Raw genomic sequence first — 20955 nt, 5'->3', positions numbered from 1 at the left:
CTATTTGTTCTTGTTGGCCCGTGTAATGCGCTTGGCGCGTTCAATCTCTTGGCGGAAGTGCTTTTTAGCCCAGACGACAGCGACAACGACGGCAACGGCCACCAACAGGAAAATCAACCAGCCCATTGTGAGCTCCCTTCATTGGAAGCAACGATATCAGCGCCCGGCTCCGGTCAACCATGGTCCACCGGCTCACGGTAGGGTGCCGGCTGGCCGGCGGCCGGCTTGCTGCGGTTCAGCCGCCAGACCGCCAGCGCTATCAGGGCCGCTGCGATCAGGGCGAGCAGGGCGAAGGTGTACTGGCGCATGGCCCACATGATGCACAGACCCACCCCCGCCGCGCCCCACCAGACAAACAGCCGTTCACCGAACGCCAGCCCCGCCATCAGCAGCACCGCCATGAGCGCCAGGACCCAGAGTTGCTTTCCGGGATCGCCGCCGAAGATGATCCCCAGCCAGGACAGTGTCAGCAGCCCGGCGGCCCCGGACCACAGCACCCGGACCGCCGGACGGTTCCCGGACGCCAGGCGCAGCGCGCCCAGCAGCGCGGCGAGAACCACGTACCACTGCAGCGTCCAGAACCAATCGGGCCAGGCGGAGCCGGAGCCGGGTCCGGTGAACAGCACAGCGCGCTGGACGGCCGCCGTCGTGGCAAGCAGTCCCAGTTCCGCCGCCACCCTGCGGGCTGCCGCCGGAACTTCGGCGCGGCACACCGCGGCGGTGATGGCCACGAACGCGGCGCCGGCCCAGGATGTTGCGTCCCAGCGCAGCCCGAAAAGCGCAGCGAGGCCCAGACCCAGGACCGCGGCAGCCGCCAGCGACCAGCGCCGGAGCGGATCGGCGCCGAGGGGGCCGCGGCGCCGCCACCTGACGGCATAGAGTGCCGCCGCAGCCGGAGCGCAACCGGCCAGCCACGGCAGGTAACTGCCCCAGGCGCCCGGCACGGTTTCCAGCAGTTCGGCGGCTTCCAGGGTGGCCCCGGCCAGAACCGCCGCGACAGCCGGCACATAGAGCACTGGCCAGCGTTCTAGGTGTGATGCCGCCAAAAGAACCACTGCGAGCACCAGGACCGCTGCCCCGCCCAGCCAGTCAGCCGCTGGCGGTGCCAGCAGGAGGGCGGTTCCGACAAAGGCGCCGCACGCGGCCAGCCAGAGCCAGCGCTCGACGTCGGCCCGCGCCTTCCGCCGGAACAGCACGCCCGCGGCGGTGGCCGCCAGCGACAGCACGAGCAGTACCACGACCACGCCGTCCCGGCTCAGCAGGGGCCGGTCAAGGAAACCGCCGGCGGAGAAACCGACGTTGAACTGCGCCAGCGGCCCCAAAACAAGCGTGGCGAAGACGGCGGCATAGACCGTCAGGTAGGCCGCCCCGCGGGCCGCGAAGACCCTGCTGGCCAGCGCGGCGGAGACCAGCAGCAGCGCCACGTGCAGCAGGATGACCCAGCGGCCGCCGTCGTCCGGGTCCGCCGCCAGGTAGCCGAGCGGAAGCACCGCCTGGGCAGCGAGCGTAATCCACACCGCTGCCTGCTGGAACGGGACCTCCACCAGGCGGTGCCGCATCAGCCAGCGGATCACGTGCTGTCCCGCGAGAACCAGCCCGAAGGTCACCGAGACCGCGGTGACGGAGACGGTCGCGTCATAGCTGAGCACGAGGGCCAGGGCCAAGGTCAGCACCCGGGCCGCAGCGAAATAGCCGCCCTTGGCGGTGCCAGACGCTGCGGCCACGACCATCACGGCGCTGTACCCGGCAAAGATGCCCAGCACCAGCTCGACATCGAGCGCGGTGCCCGCCCGGGCCAGCAGGAGCGCCGCCAGCACCACCGGGGCGAACACCGCCGCCCGCGGACGGGCCCGCAGCACGAACCCCGCCGTCGCTGCGCTCAGGGCCATCACGACCACGACGGCGGTCAGCTGCCGGCCCACGGTTGTCTGGTGGTCCAGGGCGGACGCCGTGAGGACAGCCAGGGCGGCACCCTGCAGCACCAGCACCCCGGCGGCGTCGGTGATGACACCGCGGGGTGCCCGGCCCCTGGCCTCGGCCAGCAGGGGGAAAGCCAGTTGCAGCCCCAGTACCAGCACGGCCAGCGACGCGCCCGCGATGTCCTCGCCGCCGAGCAGCACCGGACCGCTCTCCTGCCGGAGCTGGTGGAAGCCGGTCAGGACCAGAAGAGTGCCGGCCCCCCGGGCCATCCACCAGTAGCTCCAGCGCTGCTGGCGCCGGCCGCGGCGCAGCGCCGTTGCGACGAGGTAGAGCACCGTCAGGTAAAGCACCGTCAGGTAAAGCACCGTCAGGTAAAGCACCGCCAGGGCGAGAATGGTGTTGCCGCCGGGGAGCGAGACCGCGGTAAACGCCAGGCCGGCCAGCGCCGCCGCCATGCCCAGTGGCAGCAGTTCACGGACACCGGGCCGCCACGGAGATCCTGCCGCCGCTCCCCCGCCTGTGGCCCAGCCGATGCCAAGGGATGTGAGGAGCTGGAGCACGACCGCGGCACCGGCGAGCGTTCCCCCGCGCGTGTCGGCCTGGACCACCAGTGCGGCGAGGACGGGGAGCGCCGCGAGGGAGAATGCTACCAGGCTCTCGTCCGGGGCCAGCGACGGCACACCCGTCCGGACAAGGCCCGCCGTGGCGAGTTGCTGCAGCACCAGAGCCAGCAGGAAGGCGGAGAGCACCGGCGCGGACCCGGCACCGCTGCCGGTCACGGCCGCCACCACCGCAGGCACGGCCACCGTGACCGCGATGCGGGCGGCGAGAACGAAATGCAGCCGCAGGGGCTCCCTCCGGGGCAGGGAACGCACAGCCCAGAACAGTGCGACCAGCAGCAGCAACCCGGCCGGGGTCCAGTTACCGGCGCGGTCGCCGAACGCGGCAACCAGCATCAGGGCGGGCACCGGCGCCCATTCCGCCACCCCCACTGCCAGGGCCATGCCGGTGAGCAACGCCAGCACCAGCGGCACCCATACGGGCACGTCGACGGTTGGATCCACGGTGGCAGGGAACAGGGTCGCCGCCCCCCACAAAAGGGTCAGGAGCAACTGCAGCCCGAACGTGCAGAGGGCGTCCGACCGCTGTCGTACAGCTGACCCCAGCAGCGCAGCCGGAACCACGTTGAGCCCCGACGCCAGAAGCACGGACTGGAGCGCTGCCAGCGCGACGCCGGTCAGTAGCGCCCACGGCACGCTTTCACTGGCAGCCCAGGTTCCGGCAGCGGCCGCCACAGTGAGGCTCACCCGCGCTCCGTAGTACTGCGCGACGCGGAACCGGCTTTGTGGAACGGCGGCCATCAACGCGAAGTAGGCGCCACAGAGGGCCATGATGAGCGCGTACTCGCCCTTGCCGAGCAGCAGGGGCACGATGGTGACGGCCAGCGCGACGGACGGGACCACAAAGGGGTGCAGGTCCATCAGCGGCTTGAGGAACGCAGCAGGCATCCAGCGCGGACGCGTCAGTGCCAGCAGCGACAGGAGGACCGCGAAGCCGATCAGGGCGGCAAAGTACCAGGCCAGTGCTCCGCCGAGGACCGAAATCCCGGACCACGCCGTCGACACGACGAACGTCAGCGACAGGTAGGCGAGGATCTTGCTGTCCATCCTGACGGCGGCAGCAACATAGGCCACGGTCCCGATGAACGATGTGACCAGCCAGGCGCCCGCGGCGTCATGCAGGAGGAAGCTGTACAGGGCCAGGCCGGCCACCGGGATCAGGGCCAGCCCGGTTCCGGCGAACGCAACAGCCGCGGGCCTGAGCCGCGGGGCCCTCGTGTGCAGGATCAGTCCCCCGGCATAGAACAGCGCCGTGATGGCGAGGACGCCGGCGAAGCGGAGGACCTCCGGCAGGGATGTGCCGACGAACAGGGCCCCGGCAGCCACCAGCAGGAGGCTGGCGACATAGAGGGTGATGTTGATGTTCTGCCGGTCCCGCTTCTCCTTGCGGGCGGCATGGTCGGCGGCGGACTCCTGCGGAACGACGGGGTGTGCGGGCTGCGGGGCCGCGGACTGGGGCCGGAGCCGTTCGTGCGGTGCGTTCGCGACCGGCGGTACCGGGTGATAGCCACGGGAACCGCCGGGCCGCGGCTGGACTGAAGACTTGCCTGCAGGCTGGACGTCCGGCTGGACCTCCTCCTGGATTGGGGGTGCCGGCGGGGCCGGCAGGCTTGGTCCGGGCGGCGGCTGGGGGGTTCCGGGAGCGGGAAGGACGGGCTTCGCCACTAGCTCACGGGCGGACTCGCAGTCCCTCCACCCCTCGAGGTGACCGGCACGGAATCCGGCTGCGAATGCCCCGCTGCTCACCGCGTCACTACGACGGCGTTCCCGGGCACTCCCCTTGCGGATGCCCACCAGGAATGCGCCTGCCAACAGCAAAAGGACCAGGAGGGTGGGGACGGTCGTCGGCATAGCGGGATCCTTCATGTCGCCGGCTGTCCGGACCCGCCCAGCCTGAATAACTCCAATGACTAGATGAAATATAGCACCAGCGGAGGCTCAGCGAAGGGTTTTCCACAGGGCCCGCTCCCACGACCGGGGATCCTCCACAACCCGGGAGTCGGCGTCGAATCGCATCGTGGCCCTCCGGCCGGGGTCATACCTCGGCCAGCCGGGGTCTCCTGTGGCAGCGAAGGCGAGCCACGCGGCGTGCATCGTGTGCGCAAGCTGCTGCGGCGGGTCGCTTCCCAGCAGCGGACCGAAGAGCGGCGCGTCCGCGGCGGCAGTATCGAAGACGAACGGAACCTCAAGCGCGTGCACCGCGCCGAGGCCAGGCGAGGCCCAGGCGAACTCGTACATGTACGTGCCCGAGGTGGTGGAGCTCGCGTGCGCGTCGGCCAGGCGTATAGCCGGGATCCGCATCCACCAGTCCGTCTGCACCGCTGCCAGCAGATCGCCGGGAACCGCCTCCGGGTACCTCGCCCGGTAGGCGGACAGTGCAGGACCGGCCGTCAGCCCGTAGGCCGCCAGGGACTGATAGCCGTAAGTGCGCACCGGACCGGTCAGCATCTCGTCCGTAATGCCTGCCAGCGCGCCGCTGACGAACAGAAACAGCCGCCAGTCGTCGGTATTCGTGCCGACGATGACGTCCACCTGCCGGCCGGATCCGGCAGCGATCCGCTCGATCGGAGGGCCGGGCAGGATGTCGCCGTCGACCACGGGCTGCCACGGCATAACGCTCGCCACCACGGCCTTGCCCCATCGTTCCGGGTCCGGGTCGGCGAGCAGCTCGCCCTTCAGCTCCGCCTGCGCCGCCAGCAGACGCTGGACCCCGACGCCGGCGATCGCCTCACGCGTCGCTGTCACCCCCAGTTTTCCGGCCAGGTACCCGGCGATGCGCAGCGCGTCCGCGGCAGGCGTTACCTGATGGGCTGCGCCGCTCTGCAGGATCGCCCGCCGGAACAGGCCTTCGGCGCGGGGCATCGAGAGCAGCATGCCGATGCTCATCGCCCCTGCGGACTCGCCGAAGACGGTCACGTTGCCGGGGTCCCCGCCGAAGGCCGAGATGTTCTCCCGCACCCATTGCAGCGCGGCCACTTGGTCGAGCAGGCCGAGGTTCGCGATTCCGTCGCCGAGATACAGGAACCCCTCCGCGCCCGGACGCCAATTGACGACGACGCAGACCACCCCGTCCCGGGCGAAGCGGCTCCCGTCGTAGGCCGCCGTCGAGCTGATCTCGAACATTCCGCCCTGAAGCCACACCATCACCGGCAGGTCAGCCCCGCCGGGCCCCGGCGTCCAGATGTTGAGGTTCAGGCACTCGCCGGACGGCGCGGCGCGCTCCACATCCGCAAAGGCATTGACTACTTCCGACCAGTCCACCGAAGCCCCCGCGGCCGGACCGCCCATGGATGGCGGCGCCACCTGCGGGGGCTCCGGCCCAAGCCTCGTGGCGCTCCGGACACCGGACCAACCCAACGCAGGCTGTGGCGGCCGGAGACGGTTCGCGCCGGTCGGCGGCGCCGCATACGGGACTCCGAGGAAGGTGTACACCCCATCGGCGAAGCTGCCCCGCAGTTCCCCCTGGGCCGTCGCGACCAACACGTTCATCACACCATCGTGGAAGCAGCAGCCGGGGCAGGTAAGGGGCGTTGGTCCCGAGCCCCGCGGATGTGCAGGACAGACAAAAAAGAACAGCCCCGCTGCGAGTGCAGCGGGGCTGTTCTTACGTCACGGGGACCGTCAGACGGCCACCCCGATCAGAGATCTAACAAAGATCAGCAAGTACTACTTGAGGATCTTGGTAACGCGTCCCGAACCAACGGTGCGGCCGCCTTCGCGGATAGCGAAGCCGAGGCCATCTTCCATGGCGATGGGCTGGATGAGCGCAACGGTCATCTCAGTGTTGTCGCCAGGCATAACCATTTCCGTGCCTTCCGGCAGGGTGATAACGCCGGTTACGTCCGTGGTGCGGAAGTAGAACTGCGGGCGGTAGTTGGAGTAGAACGGGTTGTGACGTCCGCCTTCGTCCTTGGAGAGGATGTAGACGTTAGCCTCGAAGTCGGTGTGCGGGGTGATGGAACCCGGCTTGACGACAACCTGGCCACGCTCGACATCGTCGCGCTTCAGACCGCGGAGCAGGAGGCCACAGTTCTCGCCGGCCCATGCTTCGTCGAGCTGCTTGTGGAACATCTCGATACCGGTAACCGTGGTCTTCTGGACCGGGCGGATGCCGACGATCTCGACCTCGGAGTTGATGGCGAGGGTTCCACGCTCGGCGCGGCCCGTAACAACGGTGCCACGGCCGGTGATCGTGAAGACATCTTCGATCGGCATCAGGAACGGCTTGTCACGGTCACGTACGGGGTCCGGAACGGACTCGTCGACAGCTTCCATGAGGTCCTCGACGGACTTGACCCAAACCGGGTCGCCTTCGAGAGCCTTCAGACCGGAGACGCGGACAACCGGAGCTTCATCGCCATCGAAGCCCTGAGCCGAAAGCAGCTCGCGAACTTCCATTTCGACGAGGTCGAGGAGCTCTTCGTCATCGACCATGTCCGACTTGTTCAGTGCGACCAGCAGGTAGGGGACACCAACCTGGCGGGCGAGCAGGACGTGCTCGCGGGTCTGAGCCATCGGGCCGTCAGTGGCGGCAACCACGAGGATTGCACCGTCCATCTGTGCAGCACCGGTGATCATGTTCTTGATGTAGTCAGCGTGACCCGGGGCGTCTACGTGTGCGTAGTGGCGCTTCTCGGTCTGGTACTCAACGTGCGAGATGTTGATGGTAATGCCGCGCTGACGCTCTTCGGGAGCAGAGTCAATGGACGCGAAGTCACGCTGCTCGTTGAGAGACGGGTACTTGTCGTACAGCACCTTGGAAATCGCGGCCGTCAACGTCGTCTTACCGTGGTCAACGTGACCAATGGTGCCGATGTTAACGTGCGGCTTAGTCCGCTCGAACTTTGCCTTTGCCACAGGTTCCTCCTAGAACGTTTTCAAATGACTTACCCTTCGACCGCGCTTGTCGCGGCGAAACTTCAGTAAGTCTACTTGGGGGGCTTTGGATTGATGAAATTGCAGATTCAGGAACTAATACTAGTCCCTCGAGCCTGTCGGTGCAGATGGCCGCTCCCGGCTTGACCGGAAGGCGCTGGCCGGAAGCGGCCACCTGCACCAGGTGAATCTCCGATGTCGGAGAAGCACCCGAGTTTGTTGCTGCGACAGTCGTGGAGACTACTCGCCGCGGTTCTTCTGGATGATCTCGTCGGCGTAAGCCTTCGGGACCTCGGCGTAGCTGTGGAAAGTCATGGAGTACACAGCGCGGCCCTGGGTCTTCGAACGCAGGTCACCGATGTAGCCGAACATGCCGGACAGCGGGACGTGCGCACGGATAACCTTGACGCCCTGGGCATCTTCCATGGACTGCATCTGGCCACGGCGGGAGTTGAGGTCACCGATAACTTCACCCATGTATTCCTCAGGGGTGCGGACCTCGACATCCATCAGCGGTTCGAGCAGGACAGGGTTCGCCTTGCGTGCGGCTTCCTTGAAAGCCATACGGCCGGCAATCTTGAACGCCATTTCCGAGGAGTCAACATCGTGGTACGCGCCGTCAATCAGCGTGGCCTTGATGCCGACAACCGGGTAGCCAGCCAGGACGCCGTCGTTCAGCGCATCCTGGATACCGGCGTCAACCGACGGGATGTATTCGCGCGGAATACGTCCACCGGTGACCTTGTTCGAGAACTCGTACATCTCGCCATCGGACGTGTCCAGCGGCTCGATCGCAATCTGGATCTTTGCGAACTGGCCGGAACCACCGGTCTGCTTCTTGTGCGTGTAGTCGTGACGCTCTACAGCACGCTTGATGGTTTCGCGGTACGCAACCTGGGGCTTGCCCACGTTTGCCTCGACCTTGAATTCGCGGCGCATGCGGTCCACCAGGATGTCCAGGTGGAGCTCGCCCATGCCGGCGATGATCGTCTGGCCGGTGTCTTCGTTGAGGGAGACCTGGAAGGTCGGGTCCTCAGCGGAGAGCTTCTGGATGGCCGTAGAGAGCTTCTCCTGGTCACCCTTGGTGTTCGGCTCGATCGCAACCGAGATCACGGGCTCCGGGAAGCTCATGGACTCGAGGACGATCTGGTTGCTGGAATCGCACAGAGTGTCGCCCGTGGTCGTATCCTTCAAACCGATCGCTGCGTAGATGTGGCCAGCAGTAGCGCCGTCAACCGGCATTTCCTTGTTGGCGTGCATCTGGAACAGTTTGCCGATGCGCTCCTTCTTGCCCTTCGTGGAGTTGACCACCTGGGAGCCTGCTTCGACGTGACCGGAGTACACGCGGATGAAGGTGAGCTGACCGAAGAACGGGTGCGTGGCAATCTTGAACGCCAGAGCCGAGAACGGCTCTTCGGAAGACGGCTTGCGCGTCAGTTCCTTCTCTTCGTCGCGGGGATCGTGACCGATCATCGGCGGGACGTCGAGCGGGTTCGGCAGGTAGTCCACAACGGCGTCAAGCATCGGCTGAACGCCGCGGTTCTTGAACGCGGAGCCACAGAAGACCGGGTACAGCTCGGAGTTGATCGTCATCTTGCGGATGCCGGCCTTGAGCTCGTCCTCGGAGATTTCTTCGCCTTCGAGGTACTTCTCCATGAGCTCTTCGGAGGACTCTGCAACGGTCTCAATGAGCGTTGCGCGGTACTCTTCAGCCTTTTCCTTGAGGTCAGCCGGGATCTCCTGGATCTCGTACTTGGCACCCATGGTGACGTCACCCTTGGAGTCGCCGGGCCAGACCAGTGCGCGCATGTAAAGCAGGTCGACGACGCCGATGAAGTCGTTCTCGGCGCCGATCGGCAGCTGCATGACGAGCGGCTTGGCACCGAGGCGGCTGATGATGGTGTCGACGGTGAAGTAGAAGTCAGCGCCGAGCTTGTCCATCTTGTTGACGAAGCAGATGCGCGGGACGTTGTACTTGTCGGCCTGGCGCCAAACAGTTTCAGACTGCGGCTCCACGCCTTCCTTGCCATCGAACACGGCAACTGCACCGTCGAGGACGCGCAGGGAGCGCTCAACCTCAACCGTGAAGTCCACGTGGCCGGGGGTGTCAATGATGTTGATCTGGTTGTTTTCCCAGAAGCAGGTCACGGCGGCAGACGTGATGGTGATGCCGCGTTCCTTTTCCTGTTCCATCCAGTCAGTCGTCGAAGCGCCGTCGTGCGTTTCGCCGATCTTGTGGTTCACACCCGTGTAGAACAGGATGCGCTCGGTAGTAGTGGTCTTGCCGGCATCAATGTGGGCCATGATGCCGATATTGCGGACCTTGCTAAGGTCGGTAAGCACGTCCTGTGCCACGGTGTCTCCCTTTCGGATGGACTGCACGTTCGCCGCCGGCTCTGTTGAGCCGGCGGCGTCCGGGAAGTATTACCAGCGGTAGTGTGCGAAGGCCTTGTTGGACTCGGCCATCTTGTGGGTGTCTTCGCGACGCTTCACAGCGGCACCGAGACCGTTGGAGGCATCCAGGATTTCGTTCTGGAGGCGCTCGGTCATGGTCTTCTCGCGGCGGGCCTTGGAGTAGCCAACCAGCCAGCGCAGAGCGAGGGCGGTGGAGCGACCCGGCTTGACCTCAACCGGAACCTGGTAGGTGGCGCCACCGACGCGGCGGGAGCGGACCTCGAGGGAAGGCTTGACGTTCTCCATGGCCTTCTTGAGGGCTGCAACCGGGTCGCCGCCGGACTTGGCACGAGCACCTTCGAGTGCACCGTAGACGATGCGCTCGGCGGTGGACTTCTTGCCGTCAACGAGCACCTTGTTGATCAGCTGGGTGACCAGCGGGGAGCCGTAAACGGGATCTAGAACTAGCGGCCGCTTGGGGGCCGGACCCTTGCGAGGCATATTACTTCTTCTCCATCTTTGCGCCGTAGCGGCTACGAGCCTGCTTACGGTTCTTGACACCCTGGGTATCGAGGGCGCCACGGACGATCTTGTAGCGGACACCCGGAAGGTCCTTAACGCGGCCGCCACGGACGAGCACAATGGAGTGCTCCTGCAGGTTGTGGCCTACACCGGGGATGTAAGCAGTGACTTCAACGCCACCGTTGAGGCGCACACGTGCAACCTTACGCAGAGCCGAGTTCGGCTTCTTCGGGGTCGTCGTGTACACGCGGGTGCAAACACCGCGGCGCATCGGGCTGCCGTTAAGCGCGGGAGCCTTGGTCTTCTTGACCTTAGGCGTGCGGCCCTTGCGGACCAGCTGGTTAATCGTAGGCACTCTCGTGTTCTCCGTTTTATCCGGAGCGGCCGTTGGCAGCCGCTCTCTTGTCGCTGCGCCCCGCCGCTCGAGCTTTGAAGTTCTCTCCAGAGCAGCTGAGGCGAAGCCTTAATAGTCGGACCACACGCCGGGATCCGCGGACTTCCATCCCGAATTGCCCCTAGGCATGCGAAAATGTGGCATACGTTGCACAGAAACCCTGCAAACCGGAAACGTCGTCCTGGTTGAACCTATCGGCTGCAACCGGCGCACTCATCCACTGCCACAATAACAATTAGTCTCAAGTCTAACACGGACGGGTCCCAGCCCTTAATCGGCGCGGAACCAAGCCCCTCCGGGGCCTCCCTTAAACAGCAACGCGGGGTCACTTTGAGCCCAATCCGAGGTGCGGATTGGGCCGTAAGTGACCCCGCGTTGCCGTTTAGCCGTTAGCGGAAGTCGCTGCCCAGGTCGTAGTCATCCAGCGGGATGGCGTGGAACTCAGGAGCTCCGTCGCCGCCCAGGGAATCGTAGGAGAAGTCACTGAACGCGCTGGGGCCGGTGAACAGGTTGGCCTTTGCTTCTTCAGTGGGCTCCACGGTGACCTCGGTGTAGCGCGGGAGACCCGTGCCGGCCGGGATGAGCTTACCGATGATGACGTTTTCCTTGAGGCCGAGCAGCGGATCGCTCTTGCCTTCCATGGCCGCCTGCGTCAGGACGCGGGTGGTCTCCTGGAAGGAAGCTGCGGACAGCCAGGACTCGGTCGCCAGGGACGCCTTCGTGATGCCCATGAGCTCGGGACGGCCGGAAGCCGGCGTCTTGCCCTCGGACACAACACGGCGGTTGGCATCTTCGAAGCGGCTGCGCTCGGCGAGCTCGCCGGGCAGCAGGTCCGATTCGCCGGACTCGATGACCGTGACGCGGCGCAGCATCTGGCGGACGATAACCTCGACGTGCTTGTCGTGGATACCGATGCCCTGGCTGCGGTACACGCCCTGGACCTCGTCCACCAGGAACTTCTGCGCGGCACGGGGGCCCATGATGCGCAGAACCTGCTTGGGGTCGACCGGGCCGTTGATGAGCTTCTGGCCGACGCTGACGTGCTCGCCGTCTTCGATGAGAAGACGTGAACGGCGCAGGACCGGGTAAGCGATCTCTTCGGATCCGTCATCCGGGGTGATGACCAGGCGCATCTGGCGCTCGGACTCTTCGATGGTGATGCGGCCGGCTGCTTCAGCAATCGGTGCGACACCCTTCGGAGTACGGGCTTCGAAAAGCTCCTGGATACGGGGCAGACCCTGGGTGATGTCGTCGCCACCGCTGGAGGAAACAGCACCACCGGTGTGGAACGTACGCATGGTCAGCTGGGTACCCGGCTCACCGATGGACTGCGCGGCGATGATGCCGACTGCCTCACCGATGTCGACGGTCTTGCCCGTGGCCAGCGAACGGCCGTAGCACAGGGCGCAGGTGCCGACGCTGGACTCACAGGTGAGTACGGAGCGGACCTTGACCTCGGTGATGCCGGCTGCGAACAGTTCGGCAATGACGACGTCGCCGCAGTCGGTGCCGCCTGCTGCCAGGACCTTGCCCTTGGCGTCAACGACGTCCACGGCCAGGGTGCGGGCGTACGCGCTGTTCTCGACGTTCTCGTCCAGGACCAGCTCGCCGTTGGAGTCTGCGACGGCGATGGCGGTCATGAGACCACGCTCGGTGCCGCAGTCCTCTTCACGGACGATGACGTCCTGCGACACGTCCACCAGGCGACGGGTCAGGTAACCCGAGTTGGCGGTACGCAGCGCGGTGTCAGCCAGACCCTTACGGGCACCGTGCGTGGCGATGAAGTATTCCAGCACCGACAGGCCCTCGCGGTAGGAGGACTTGATCGGACGCGGGATGATCTCGCCCTTAGGGTTGGCCACCAGGCCACGGATACCCGCAATCTGGCGGACCTGCATCCAGTTACCACGTGCACCGGAGGACACCATGCGGTTGATGGTGTTCATCGGGGAGAGGCTGTCACGCATCGCCTGGGCGATCTCGTTCGTGGCCTTGTTCCAGATTTCGATCAGTTCCTGGCGACGCTCGTCGTCGTCGATCAGGCCCTTGTCGTACTGGCCCTGGATCTTGGCAGCCATGGTCTCGTAGCCGGCGAGGATCCGCGGCTTGTCCTGGGGCACCTCGATGTCGGAGATGGCGACGGTGACGCCGGACCGGGTGGCCCAGTAGAAACCGGCATCCTTCAGGTTGTCCAGCGTCGCCGCCGTGACCACCTTCGGGTAGCGCTCGGCCAGGTCGTTGACGATCCGGGACAGTTCGCCCTTGTCGGCAACATCCTCAACCCAGGGGTAATCCTCGGGCAGCGTCTCGTTGAACAGGACCTGGCCCAGGGAGGTCTGGACGAGCACGGTCTGACCCGGCTCCCAGCCTTCCGGAGCTTCCCAGCCGGCGTAGGGGACAAAGCCCTCAAGCCGGATCTTGACCTGGGAGTTCAGGTGCAGCTCGTGCAGGTCGTACGCCATGATGGCTTCCGAGACGGAGGAGAAGATCCGGCCCTCGCCAGCTGAACCAACACGCTTGGTGGTCAGGTGGTAGAGGCCGATGATCATATCCTGCGAAGGCAGCGTCACCGGGCGGCCGTCAGACGGCTTCAGGATGTTGTTCGAGGACAGCATCAGGATGCGGGCTTCAGCCTGGGCCTCGGGGCTCAGCGGCAGGTGAACTGCCATCTGGTCGCCGTCGAAGTCGGCGTTGAAGGCGCCACAAACCAGCGGGTGAAGCTGGATTGCCTTACCTTCAACAAGCTGCGGTTCGAACGCCTGGATGCCGAGACGGTGCAGGGTAGGTGCACGGTTCAGCAGAACGGGGTGCTCGGTGATGATCTCTTCGAGAACATCCCAGACCTGCGGGCGGTAGCGCTCGACCATACGCTTGGCCGACTTGATGTTCTGCGCGTGGTTGAGGTCAACCAGGCGCTTCATCACGAACGGCTTGAAGAGCTCCAGCGCCATCTGCTTCGGCAGACCACACTGGTGCAGCTTCAGCTGCGGGCCGACGACGATAACCGAACGGCCCGAGTAGTCAACGCGCTTACCCAGGAGGTTCTGGCGGAAACGACCCTGCTTGCCCTTGAGCATGTCGCTCAGGGACTTCAGCGGACGGTTGCCAGGTCCGGTGACCGGACGGCCGCGGCGGCCGTTGTCGAAGAGGCTGTCAACAGCTTCCTGAAGCATGCGCTTCTCGTTGTTGACGATGATCTCCGGAGCACCGAGATCAAGCAGTCGCTTGAGACGGTTGTTGCGGTTGATCACGCGGCGGTAGAGGTCGTTGAGGTCGGAGGTCGCGAAGCGGCCACCGTCCAGCTGGACCATCGGGCGCAGTTCCGGCGGGATCACCGGGACGGCGTCCAGCACCATGCCGAGCGGGCTGTTGTTGGTGGTCAGGAACGCGTTGACCACCTTGAGCCGCTTCAGGGCGCGGGTCTTGCGCTGGCCCTTGCCGTTGGCGATGATGTCGCGGAGCATGTCCGACTCGGCCTGCATGTCGAAGTTCTCAAGACGCTTCTTGATGGCCTCGGCACCCATGGAGCCTTCGAAGTACATGCCGTAGCGGTCACGCAGTTCGCGGTACAGGCCTTCGTCACCTTCGAGGTCAGCGACCTTGAGGTTCTTGAAGCGGTCCCAGACCTGCTCGAGGCGCTCGATCTCAGCATCCGCGCGCTTGCGGACGTTGGCCATCTGGCGGTCAGCGGAGTCGCGGGCCTTCTTCTTGTCGGCAGCCTTGGCGCCTTCGCCTTCGAGACGGGCAAGCTCGTTCTCGAGGTCGCGGGCGATCGTGGCGATGTCCGAGTCGCGGTTGTCGATCAGCTGCTTCTTCTCGATGTCGTGCTCAACCTGGAGGTTGGGCAGTTCTTCGTGGCGGCTGTCGGCGTCGACGCTCGTGATCATGTAGGCGGCGAAGTAGATGACCTTTTCGAGGTCCTTCGGTGCCAGGTCAAGGAGGTAGCCCAGGCGGGACGGAACACCCTTGAAGTACCAGATGTGCGTGACCGGGGCGGCCAGCTCGATGTGGCCCATGCGCTCACGGCGGACCTTTGCGCGGGTGACCTCAACGCCACACCGCTCACAGATGATGCCCTTGAAGCGCACGCGCTTGTACTTGCCGCAGTAGCATTCCCAGTCGCGGGACGGGCCGAAGATCTTCTCGCAGAAGAGGCCGTCCTTCTCGGGCTTGAGCGTGCGGTAGTTGATGGTTTCCGGCTTCTTAACCTCGCCGTAAGACCAGCCACGGATGTCTTCCGCGGTGGCGAGGCCGATCTGCATGAGGCCGAAGGAGGATTCGCTGGACATATGGTCCCTGTTCTCTCTTGTTCTCTAAATTCTGAAGTCTTGGGTTACGGGAAGAGGGAGGTTGCTTACGACGGCGGGGGCGAACCCGCCGTCGTAAGCCCCCTTGCTAAACCTCTTCTACGGAACTGGGCTCTGCACGAGACAGATCGATGCCCAGTTCTTCCGCAGCCGTGAAGACTGCGTCATCAGAGTCACGCATTTCAATTGTGGTTCCGTCCGTGGAAAGAACTTCCACGTTCAGGCACAGCGACTGCATTTCCTTGATCAAGACCTTGAAGGACTCAGGAACGCCCGGCTCCGGGATGTTCTCGCCCTTGACGATGGCTTCGTAGACCTTCACACGACCATGGATGTCATCCGACTTGATCGTGAGGAGCTCCTGGAGCGTGTAGGCGGCGCCGTAAGCTTCGAGCGCCCACACTTCCATTTCACCGAAGCGCTGGCCACCGAACTGTGCCTTACCACCCAGCGGCTGCTGCGTGATCATGGAGTACGGGCCGGTGGAGCGCGCGTGGATCTTGTCGTCCACCAGGTGGTGGAGCTTCAGGATGTACATGTAGCCGACCGAGATCGGATCCGGGAACGGCTCGCCGGAGCGGCCGTCGAACAGGCGGGTCTTGCCTGAGGAGTTGATCAGGCGGACGCCGTCGCGGGTGACGTTGGTGGAGTCGAGGAGACCAGTGATTTCCTCTTCGCGTGCACCGTCGAAGACCGGCGTTGCAACAGTGGTCGAGCCACTCTCGCGCGGCAGGTTCGGCAGCTGCTTGACCCACTCGGGCTCGCCTTCGATCTTCCAGCCGGTCTTGGCAACCCAGCCGAGGTGCGTTTCCAGCACCTGGCCGACGTTCATACGGCCCGGGACACCCAGCGGGTTCAGGACGATATCAACGGGGGTACCGTCGGCAAGGAAGGGCATGTCCTCGATCGGGAGGATCTTGGAGATAACACCCTTGTTGCCGTGACGGCCGGCGAGCTTGTCGCCGTCGGTGATCTTGCGCTTGGCAGCGACGTAGACGCGGACCAGCTGGTTGACGCCCGGGGGCAGCTCGTCGTCGTTGTCGCGGTCGAAGACGCGGACGCCGATGACGGTGCCGGACTCGCCGTGCGGAACCTTCAGGGACGTGTCGCGCACTTCGCGGGACTTCTCACCGAAGATGGCGCGCAGCAGGCGCTCTTCCGGGGTCAGCTCGGTCTCGCCCTTGGGCGTGACCTTTCCGACCAGGATGTCGCCGGCTTCGACCTCGGCACCGATGTGGATGATGCCGCGCTCGTCGAGGCCTGCCAGGACTTCCTCGGACACGTTGGGGATGTCACGGGTGATTTCCTCGGCACCAAGCTTGGTGTCGCGGGCATCGATCTCGTGCTCCTCGATGTGGATGGAGGAAAGAACGTCCTCGGCAACAATGCGCTGCGAGAGGATGATGGCGTCCTCGAAGTTGTGGCCTTCCCATGACATGAATGCCACGAGGAGGTTCTTACCGAGGGCGAGCTCGCCCTGGTCCGTCGCCGGGCCGTCAGCGATGATGCCGCCGACCTCCAGGCGCTGGCCTTCGTTCACCAGGACACGGTTGTTGTAGCAGTTGCCCTGGTTGGAGCGGGCGAACTTGTTGATGCGGTAGTTGGTTTCCGTACCGTCGTCGTTGAGCACGATGACGAGTTCAGCGGAGACCTCCGTGACCACACCGGCCTTCTTCGCGATGGTGACGTCACCGGCGTCGACAGCTGCGGCGCGTTCCATGCCGGTACCGACGAACGGCGCCTCGGAACGGACCAGCGGCACGGCCTGGCGCTGCATGTTGGCACCCATGAGTGCGCGGTTTGCATCGTCATGCTCGAGGAACGGGATCAGGGCCGTAGCCACGGACACCATCTGGCGCGGGGAAACGTCCATGAACTCGACGTCGGCGGCGGGAACCAGCACGGGCTCGCCTCCACCACCGCGGGCACGGACGAGGACGGTCTCTTCGGCGAACTTCTTGTTCGCATCGAGCGGAGCGTTGGCCTGTGCAATCAGGACCTCTGCTTCGTCGTCGGCGGTGAGGTACTGGACCTCATCGGAGACAACACCCTCGGCCACGAGGCGGTACGGGGTCTCGATGAAGCCGAACGGGTTGATGCGTCCGTAGGAAGCCAGCGAACCGATCAGACCAATGTTCGGGCCTTCAGGAGTTTCGATGGGGCACATACGTCCGTAGTGGGACGGGTGGACGTCTCGGACTTCCATGCCTGCACGGTCACGGGACAGACCACCCGGGCCAAGCGCCGACAGACGGCGCTTGTGGGTCAGACCCGACAGCGGGTTGTTCTGGTCCATGAACTGGGACAGCTGGGAGGTTCCGAAGAACTCCTTGATGGCTGCCACGACGGGGCGGATGTTGATCAGCGTCTGCGGCGTGATGGCCTCGACGTCCTGGGTCGTCATACGCTCGCGGACGACGCGCTCCATACGGGACAGGCCGGTGCGGACCTGGTTCTCGATGAGCTCGCCGACGGCGCGGATGCGGCGGTTGCCGAAGTGGTCGATGTCATCGATCTCAACGCGGAGCTCGTGGTCCTCGCCGTCGCGCTTGCCCGTGAGGGTCTTCTCACCGGCGTGCAGGGCAACCAGGAACTTGATCATGGCGACGATGTCTTCAACGTGCAGGACAGACGCTTCCTTGTCGCCAAGGGAGCGGTCGATGCCAAGCTTGCGGTTGATCTTGTAGCGGCCAACCTTGGCCAGATCGTAGCGCTTGGAGTTGAAGTACAGGTTGTCCAGCAGGGACTGGGCAGCCTCGACCGTGGGCGGCTCGCCCGGTCGCAGCTTCCGGTAGATGTCCAGCAAGGCGTCTTCGCGGGTTTCGGTGGCGTCCTTCTCCAGCGTTGCGCGCATGGAGTCGTACTGGCCGAACTCTTCGAGGATCTGGCCTTCGGTCCAGCCGAGGGCCTTCAGCAGCACCGTGACGGACTGCTTGCGCTTGCGGTCGAGGCGAACGCCGACCTGGTCGCGCTTGTCGATTTCGAGTTCGAACCAGGCGCCGCGGGACGGGATGATCTTCGCGGTGAAGATGTCCTTGTCGCTGGTCTTGTCGGCGGTGCGCTCAAAGTAGGCGCCCGGGGAGCGGACCAGCTGGGAGACAACGACACGCTCGGTGCCGTTGACGACGAAGGTGCCCTTCTCGGTCATCAGCGGGAAGTCACCCATGAACACGGTCTGCTGCTTGATTTCGCCCGTGTTGTTGTTCATGAATTCGGCCTTGACGTACAGCGGAGCCGAGTATGTCGCGTCCCGGTCCTTGCACTCAGCCATGGTGTACTTCGGATCAGCGAACTCCGGCTCGGAGAAGCTCAGGGACATGGTGCCCTGGAAATCCTCGATCGGGGAGATCTCTTCAAAGATGTCGGACAGACCCGAGGAGGTGGCGACGCTGAGGTCGCCTTCTTCGACGGCCTTGGCTACGCGTGCCTGCCAGCGTTCGTTACCGACCAGCCAGTCAAAGCTGTCGGTTTGCAGGGCAAGCAGATTCGGAACGTCAAGCGGTTCGTGAATCTTTGCGAATGAGAGCCGGCGGGTTGCACCGTCGGTGCTGTCGGCATTGATAGCGGTAGCGTTGTTTACATTAGAGGTGCTCGAGGCGACCAAGAGGGATCCTTCCACAGACCTTCAGGCGTTGTCAGATCTCCCCCGCTATGCACCCTGCGAAAGTGACTCCGCAGTGCTACCAGTCCGGTTCCGCTATATGACCCGGGACCCGCGCTGACCATGATGGTGCCGTTGTTGACGGCACATTGATGGCGCAGCAGCCAGGCTAAGCCCACCGCTATATGAAGGCTGAAGGTAAACAGGGAAGACGCAAATATCTACGATACGGCAAAGCAACCTACTTGTCTACCCCACTTCGCCCGGGATTGCAAGCACTGGGTCCGGCGCCCGGATGGGGTATATGGGGAGCGGACATCGCGGCCGCGATGCAGCGGGTGCCGCAGGCAGGTCAGCAGGCGCTACCGGCGCCAAATGGCTCCGTGACAGKGGTCACGATAACCTTGAAGTACATCGTCCAAGATCGGAAGAGATAACCATGAGCAACTCTGCAGACAACAATGATGTTGTCATCCTCGCCGCTGCCCGCACTCCGCAGGGCCGCCTCAACGGCCAGCTCGCCAGCTTCACGGCGGTGGAGCTCGGCGCCCACGCCATCCGGGCGGCCCTGGCGGCCAGCGGAGTGAAGGCCGAGCAGGTGGACTCGGTGATCATGGGCCAGGTGCTGCAGGCCGGGGCTGGCCAGAACCCCGCCCGGCAGAGTGCCATCGGCGCCGGCATCGGCTGGAACGTCCCCACCGTCACCATCAACAAGGTCTGCCTGTCCGGGCTGACCGCGGTGATTGACGCCGCCCGGATGATCCGCAGCGGCGACGCCACGGTGGTGGTCGCCGGCGGCCAGGAGTCCATGACCCGCGCACCGCATATCCTCCCCGGCTCCCGGCAGGGCTGGACCTACGGCTCCATCCAGGCGCTCGATGTCGCAGCCCATGACGGGCTGACCGACGCCTTCGACGGGCAGTCCATGGGACTGTCCACCGAGACCAAGAACCTCACGCTGGGCATTGACCGCGCATCCCAGGACGAGGTGGCGGCAGCGTCCCACCAGCGCGCTGCCCGCGCCGCCAAGGACGGGGTGTTCGACGGCGAAATCGCCCCGATCAGCGTCAAGCAGCGCAAGGGCGACCCGATCACCCTGGCCGCCGACGAAGGAATCCGTCCGGACACCACGGTGGGCTCACTGGCCGGCCTGCGGGCGGCGTTCGTTACGGACGGCACCATCACCGCCGGCAACTCCTCTCCCCTGTCCGACGGCGCCTCCGCGCTCGTGCTCAGCTCGCGGCAGTTCGCCGAGGACAACGGTCTCGAGTACCTCGCCGTCGTTGGTAAGCCCGGGCAGGTGGCCGGGCCGGACAACTCCCTGCACTCTCAGCCCTCCAACGCGATCCAGAACGCATTACACAAGGCCGGCTGGTCCGCCACGGATCTGGACTTCATCGAGATCAACGAGGCCTTCGGCTCCGTTGCCGTCCAGTCGCTCAAGGACCTCGACTACCCGCTGGAGAAGTGCAACATCCACGGCGGCGCGATCGCCCTGGGCCATCCGATCGGGGCTTCCGGCGCCCGGCTGGCCCTGCATGCGGCGCACGAGCTGAAGCGGCGCGGCACCGGCAAGGCTGCCGTCTCCCTGTGCGGCGGCGGCGGCCAGGGCGAAGCGCTCCTGCTGTTCCGCGACTGAGCACCGTGAAGGAGCCTGCAGTTCCTGACAGCGGCGCAGCCAGCGCTGGCTGCGTCGGTGAAGGCGGCCGCAACGGCGCCGGCCGGGAGCGGTTCCTGGCCGATGCCGCCGCTAGGGGCCTGCGCGTCCGGCTCGTCGAGCGGCTGGCCGCCAACAGCCTCGAGGAGGCGGCGCACATCCTGGGGATCCAGCCCGGGGATATCGTGAAGTCGCTGGTGGTCAAGCACAAGGACGGGAGTTTCCTGTTCGCCCTCATCCCTGGCGACCGGCAGATCTCCTGGCCCAAGCTGCGGGCATTGCTCGGCGTCAACAAGCTCTCGCTCCCGGCGGCGGATGTCGCACTGGACGCCACGGGCTATGAGCGCGGCACCATCACCCCGCTCGGCAGTACCGTGGCCTGGCCCGTTTACGCGGACCGGAGCATCACGGGCCGGCGGATTTCCATGGGCGCCGGCGAACACGGCTACAGCGCGTTCGTGGACGCCGACGAATTGACAGCCGCCCTCGGTGCCGTGGTCGCCGACATCTCCGAACCGAACTGACCCCGGCCGGTAAGGCGCCAGGCCATGGGACCGGAGGTTTTGTGACCCGGCCGGGTTAACCGTGYCGGGTTAACAAACAACGCGGGGTCACTTCCGGCCCATCCCACCCACTGGGACGGACCGGAAGTGACCCCGCGTTGC

At 65.1% G+C, this 20955-nt stretch carries 11 protein-coding genes; 2 read left to right on the top strand and 9 right to left on the bottom strand.

Annotation, left to right across the window (positions count from 1 at the left end):
- The 9 genes from AB4Y67_RS03050 to rpoB all read right to left on the bottom strand — a co-directional run bounded on the left by AB4Y67_RS03050 (position 1) and on the right by rpoB (position 18636).
- Positions 1-126 (bottom strand): hypothetical protein, encoded by a 126-nt coding sequence (locus AB4Y67_RS03050; protein ID WP_441404343.1) that lies wholly within the window; start codon positions 124-126, stop codon positions 1-3.
- 47 nt (positions 127-173) lie between these two features.
- The gene (locus AB4Y67_RS03045; RefSeq protein ID WP_441404342.1) at positions 174-4391 is read right to left on the bottom strand and encodes a hypothetical protein; all 4218 of its coding nucleotides are present in this window, start codon (positions 4389-4391) and stop codon (positions 174-176) included.
- Positions 4392-4478: 87 nt separating this feature from the next.
- Entirely contained in the window at positions 4479-6029 is a 1551-nt protein-coding gene (locus tag AB4Y67_RS03040) for a carboxylesterase/lipase family protein (RefSeq protein WP_441404341.1), read from the bottom strand.
- 177 nt (positions 6030-6206) lie between these two features.
- Positions 6207-7397, bottom strand: coding sequence for an elongation factor Tu (gene tuf, locus AB4Y67_RS03035; protein ID WP_441404340.1), 1191 nt, complete (start codon positions 7395-7397; stop codon positions 6207-6209).
- Positions 7398-7655: 258 nt separating this feature from the next.
- On the bottom strand, positions 7656-9770 hold the full coding sequence (gene fusA, locus AB4Y67_RS03030; RefSeq protein ID WP_441404339.1) for an elongation factor G: 2115 nt from the start codon (positions 9768-9770) through the stop codon (positions 7656-7658).
- Positions 9771-9839: 69 nt separating this feature from the next.
- A complete protein-coding gene (gene rpsG, locus AB4Y67_RS03025; protein ID WP_011692813.1) occupies positions 9840-10310 on the bottom strand; it encodes a 30S ribosomal protein S7 in 471 nt (156 codons plus the stop codon).
- A gap of 1 nt (position 10311) precedes the next feature.
- Positions 10312-10686, bottom strand: coding sequence for a 30S ribosomal protein S12 (gene rpsL / locus AB4Y67_RS03020; RefSeq protein WP_011692814.1), 375 nt, complete (start codon positions 10684-10686; stop codon positions 10312-10314).
- A 428-nt stretch (positions 10687-11114) separates the two neighbouring features.
- Positions 11115-15014 (bottom strand): DNA-directed RNA polymerase subunit beta', encoded by a 3900-nt coding sequence (locus AB4Y67_RS03015; protein WP_441404338.1) that lies wholly within the window; start codon positions 15012-15014, stop codon positions 11115-11117.
- A 106-nt stretch (positions 15015-15120) separates the two neighbouring features.
- The gene (rpoB, locus tag AB4Y67_RS03010; protein ID WP_441404337.1) at positions 15121-18636 is read right to left on the bottom strand and encodes a DNA-directed RNA polymerase subunit beta; all 3516 of its coding nucleotides are present in this window, start codon (positions 18634-18636) and stop codon (positions 15121-15123) included.
- A 436-nt stretch (positions 18637-19072) separates the two neighbouring features.
- Here rpoB and AB4Y67_RS03005 point away from each other — a divergent pair, with 436 nt between their 5' ends.
- Entirely contained in the window at positions 19073-20272 is a 1200-nt protein-coding gene (locus AB4Y67_RS03005; RefSeq protein ID WP_441404336.1) for an acetyl-CoA C-acetyltransferase, read from the top strand.
- 95 nt (positions 20273-20367) lie between these two features.
- The gene (locus AB4Y67_RS03000) at positions 20368-20814 is read left to right on the top strand and encodes an aminoacyl-tRNA deacylase (RefSeq protein WP_441404508.1); all 447 of its coding nucleotides are present in this window, start codon (positions 20368-20370) and stop codon (positions 20812-20814) included.
- Positions 20815-20955 lie beyond the last annotated feature (141 nt).

The organism is Arthrobacter sp. YAF17, from assembly GCF_052113365.1.
Classification (GTDB): domain Bacteria; phylum Actinomycetota; class Actinomycetes; order Actinomycetales; family Micrococcaceae; genus Arthrobacter.
The sequence above is the reverse complement of the archived record's forward strand: the minus strand, read 5'-3'. Positions and strand labels throughout refer to the sequence as shown.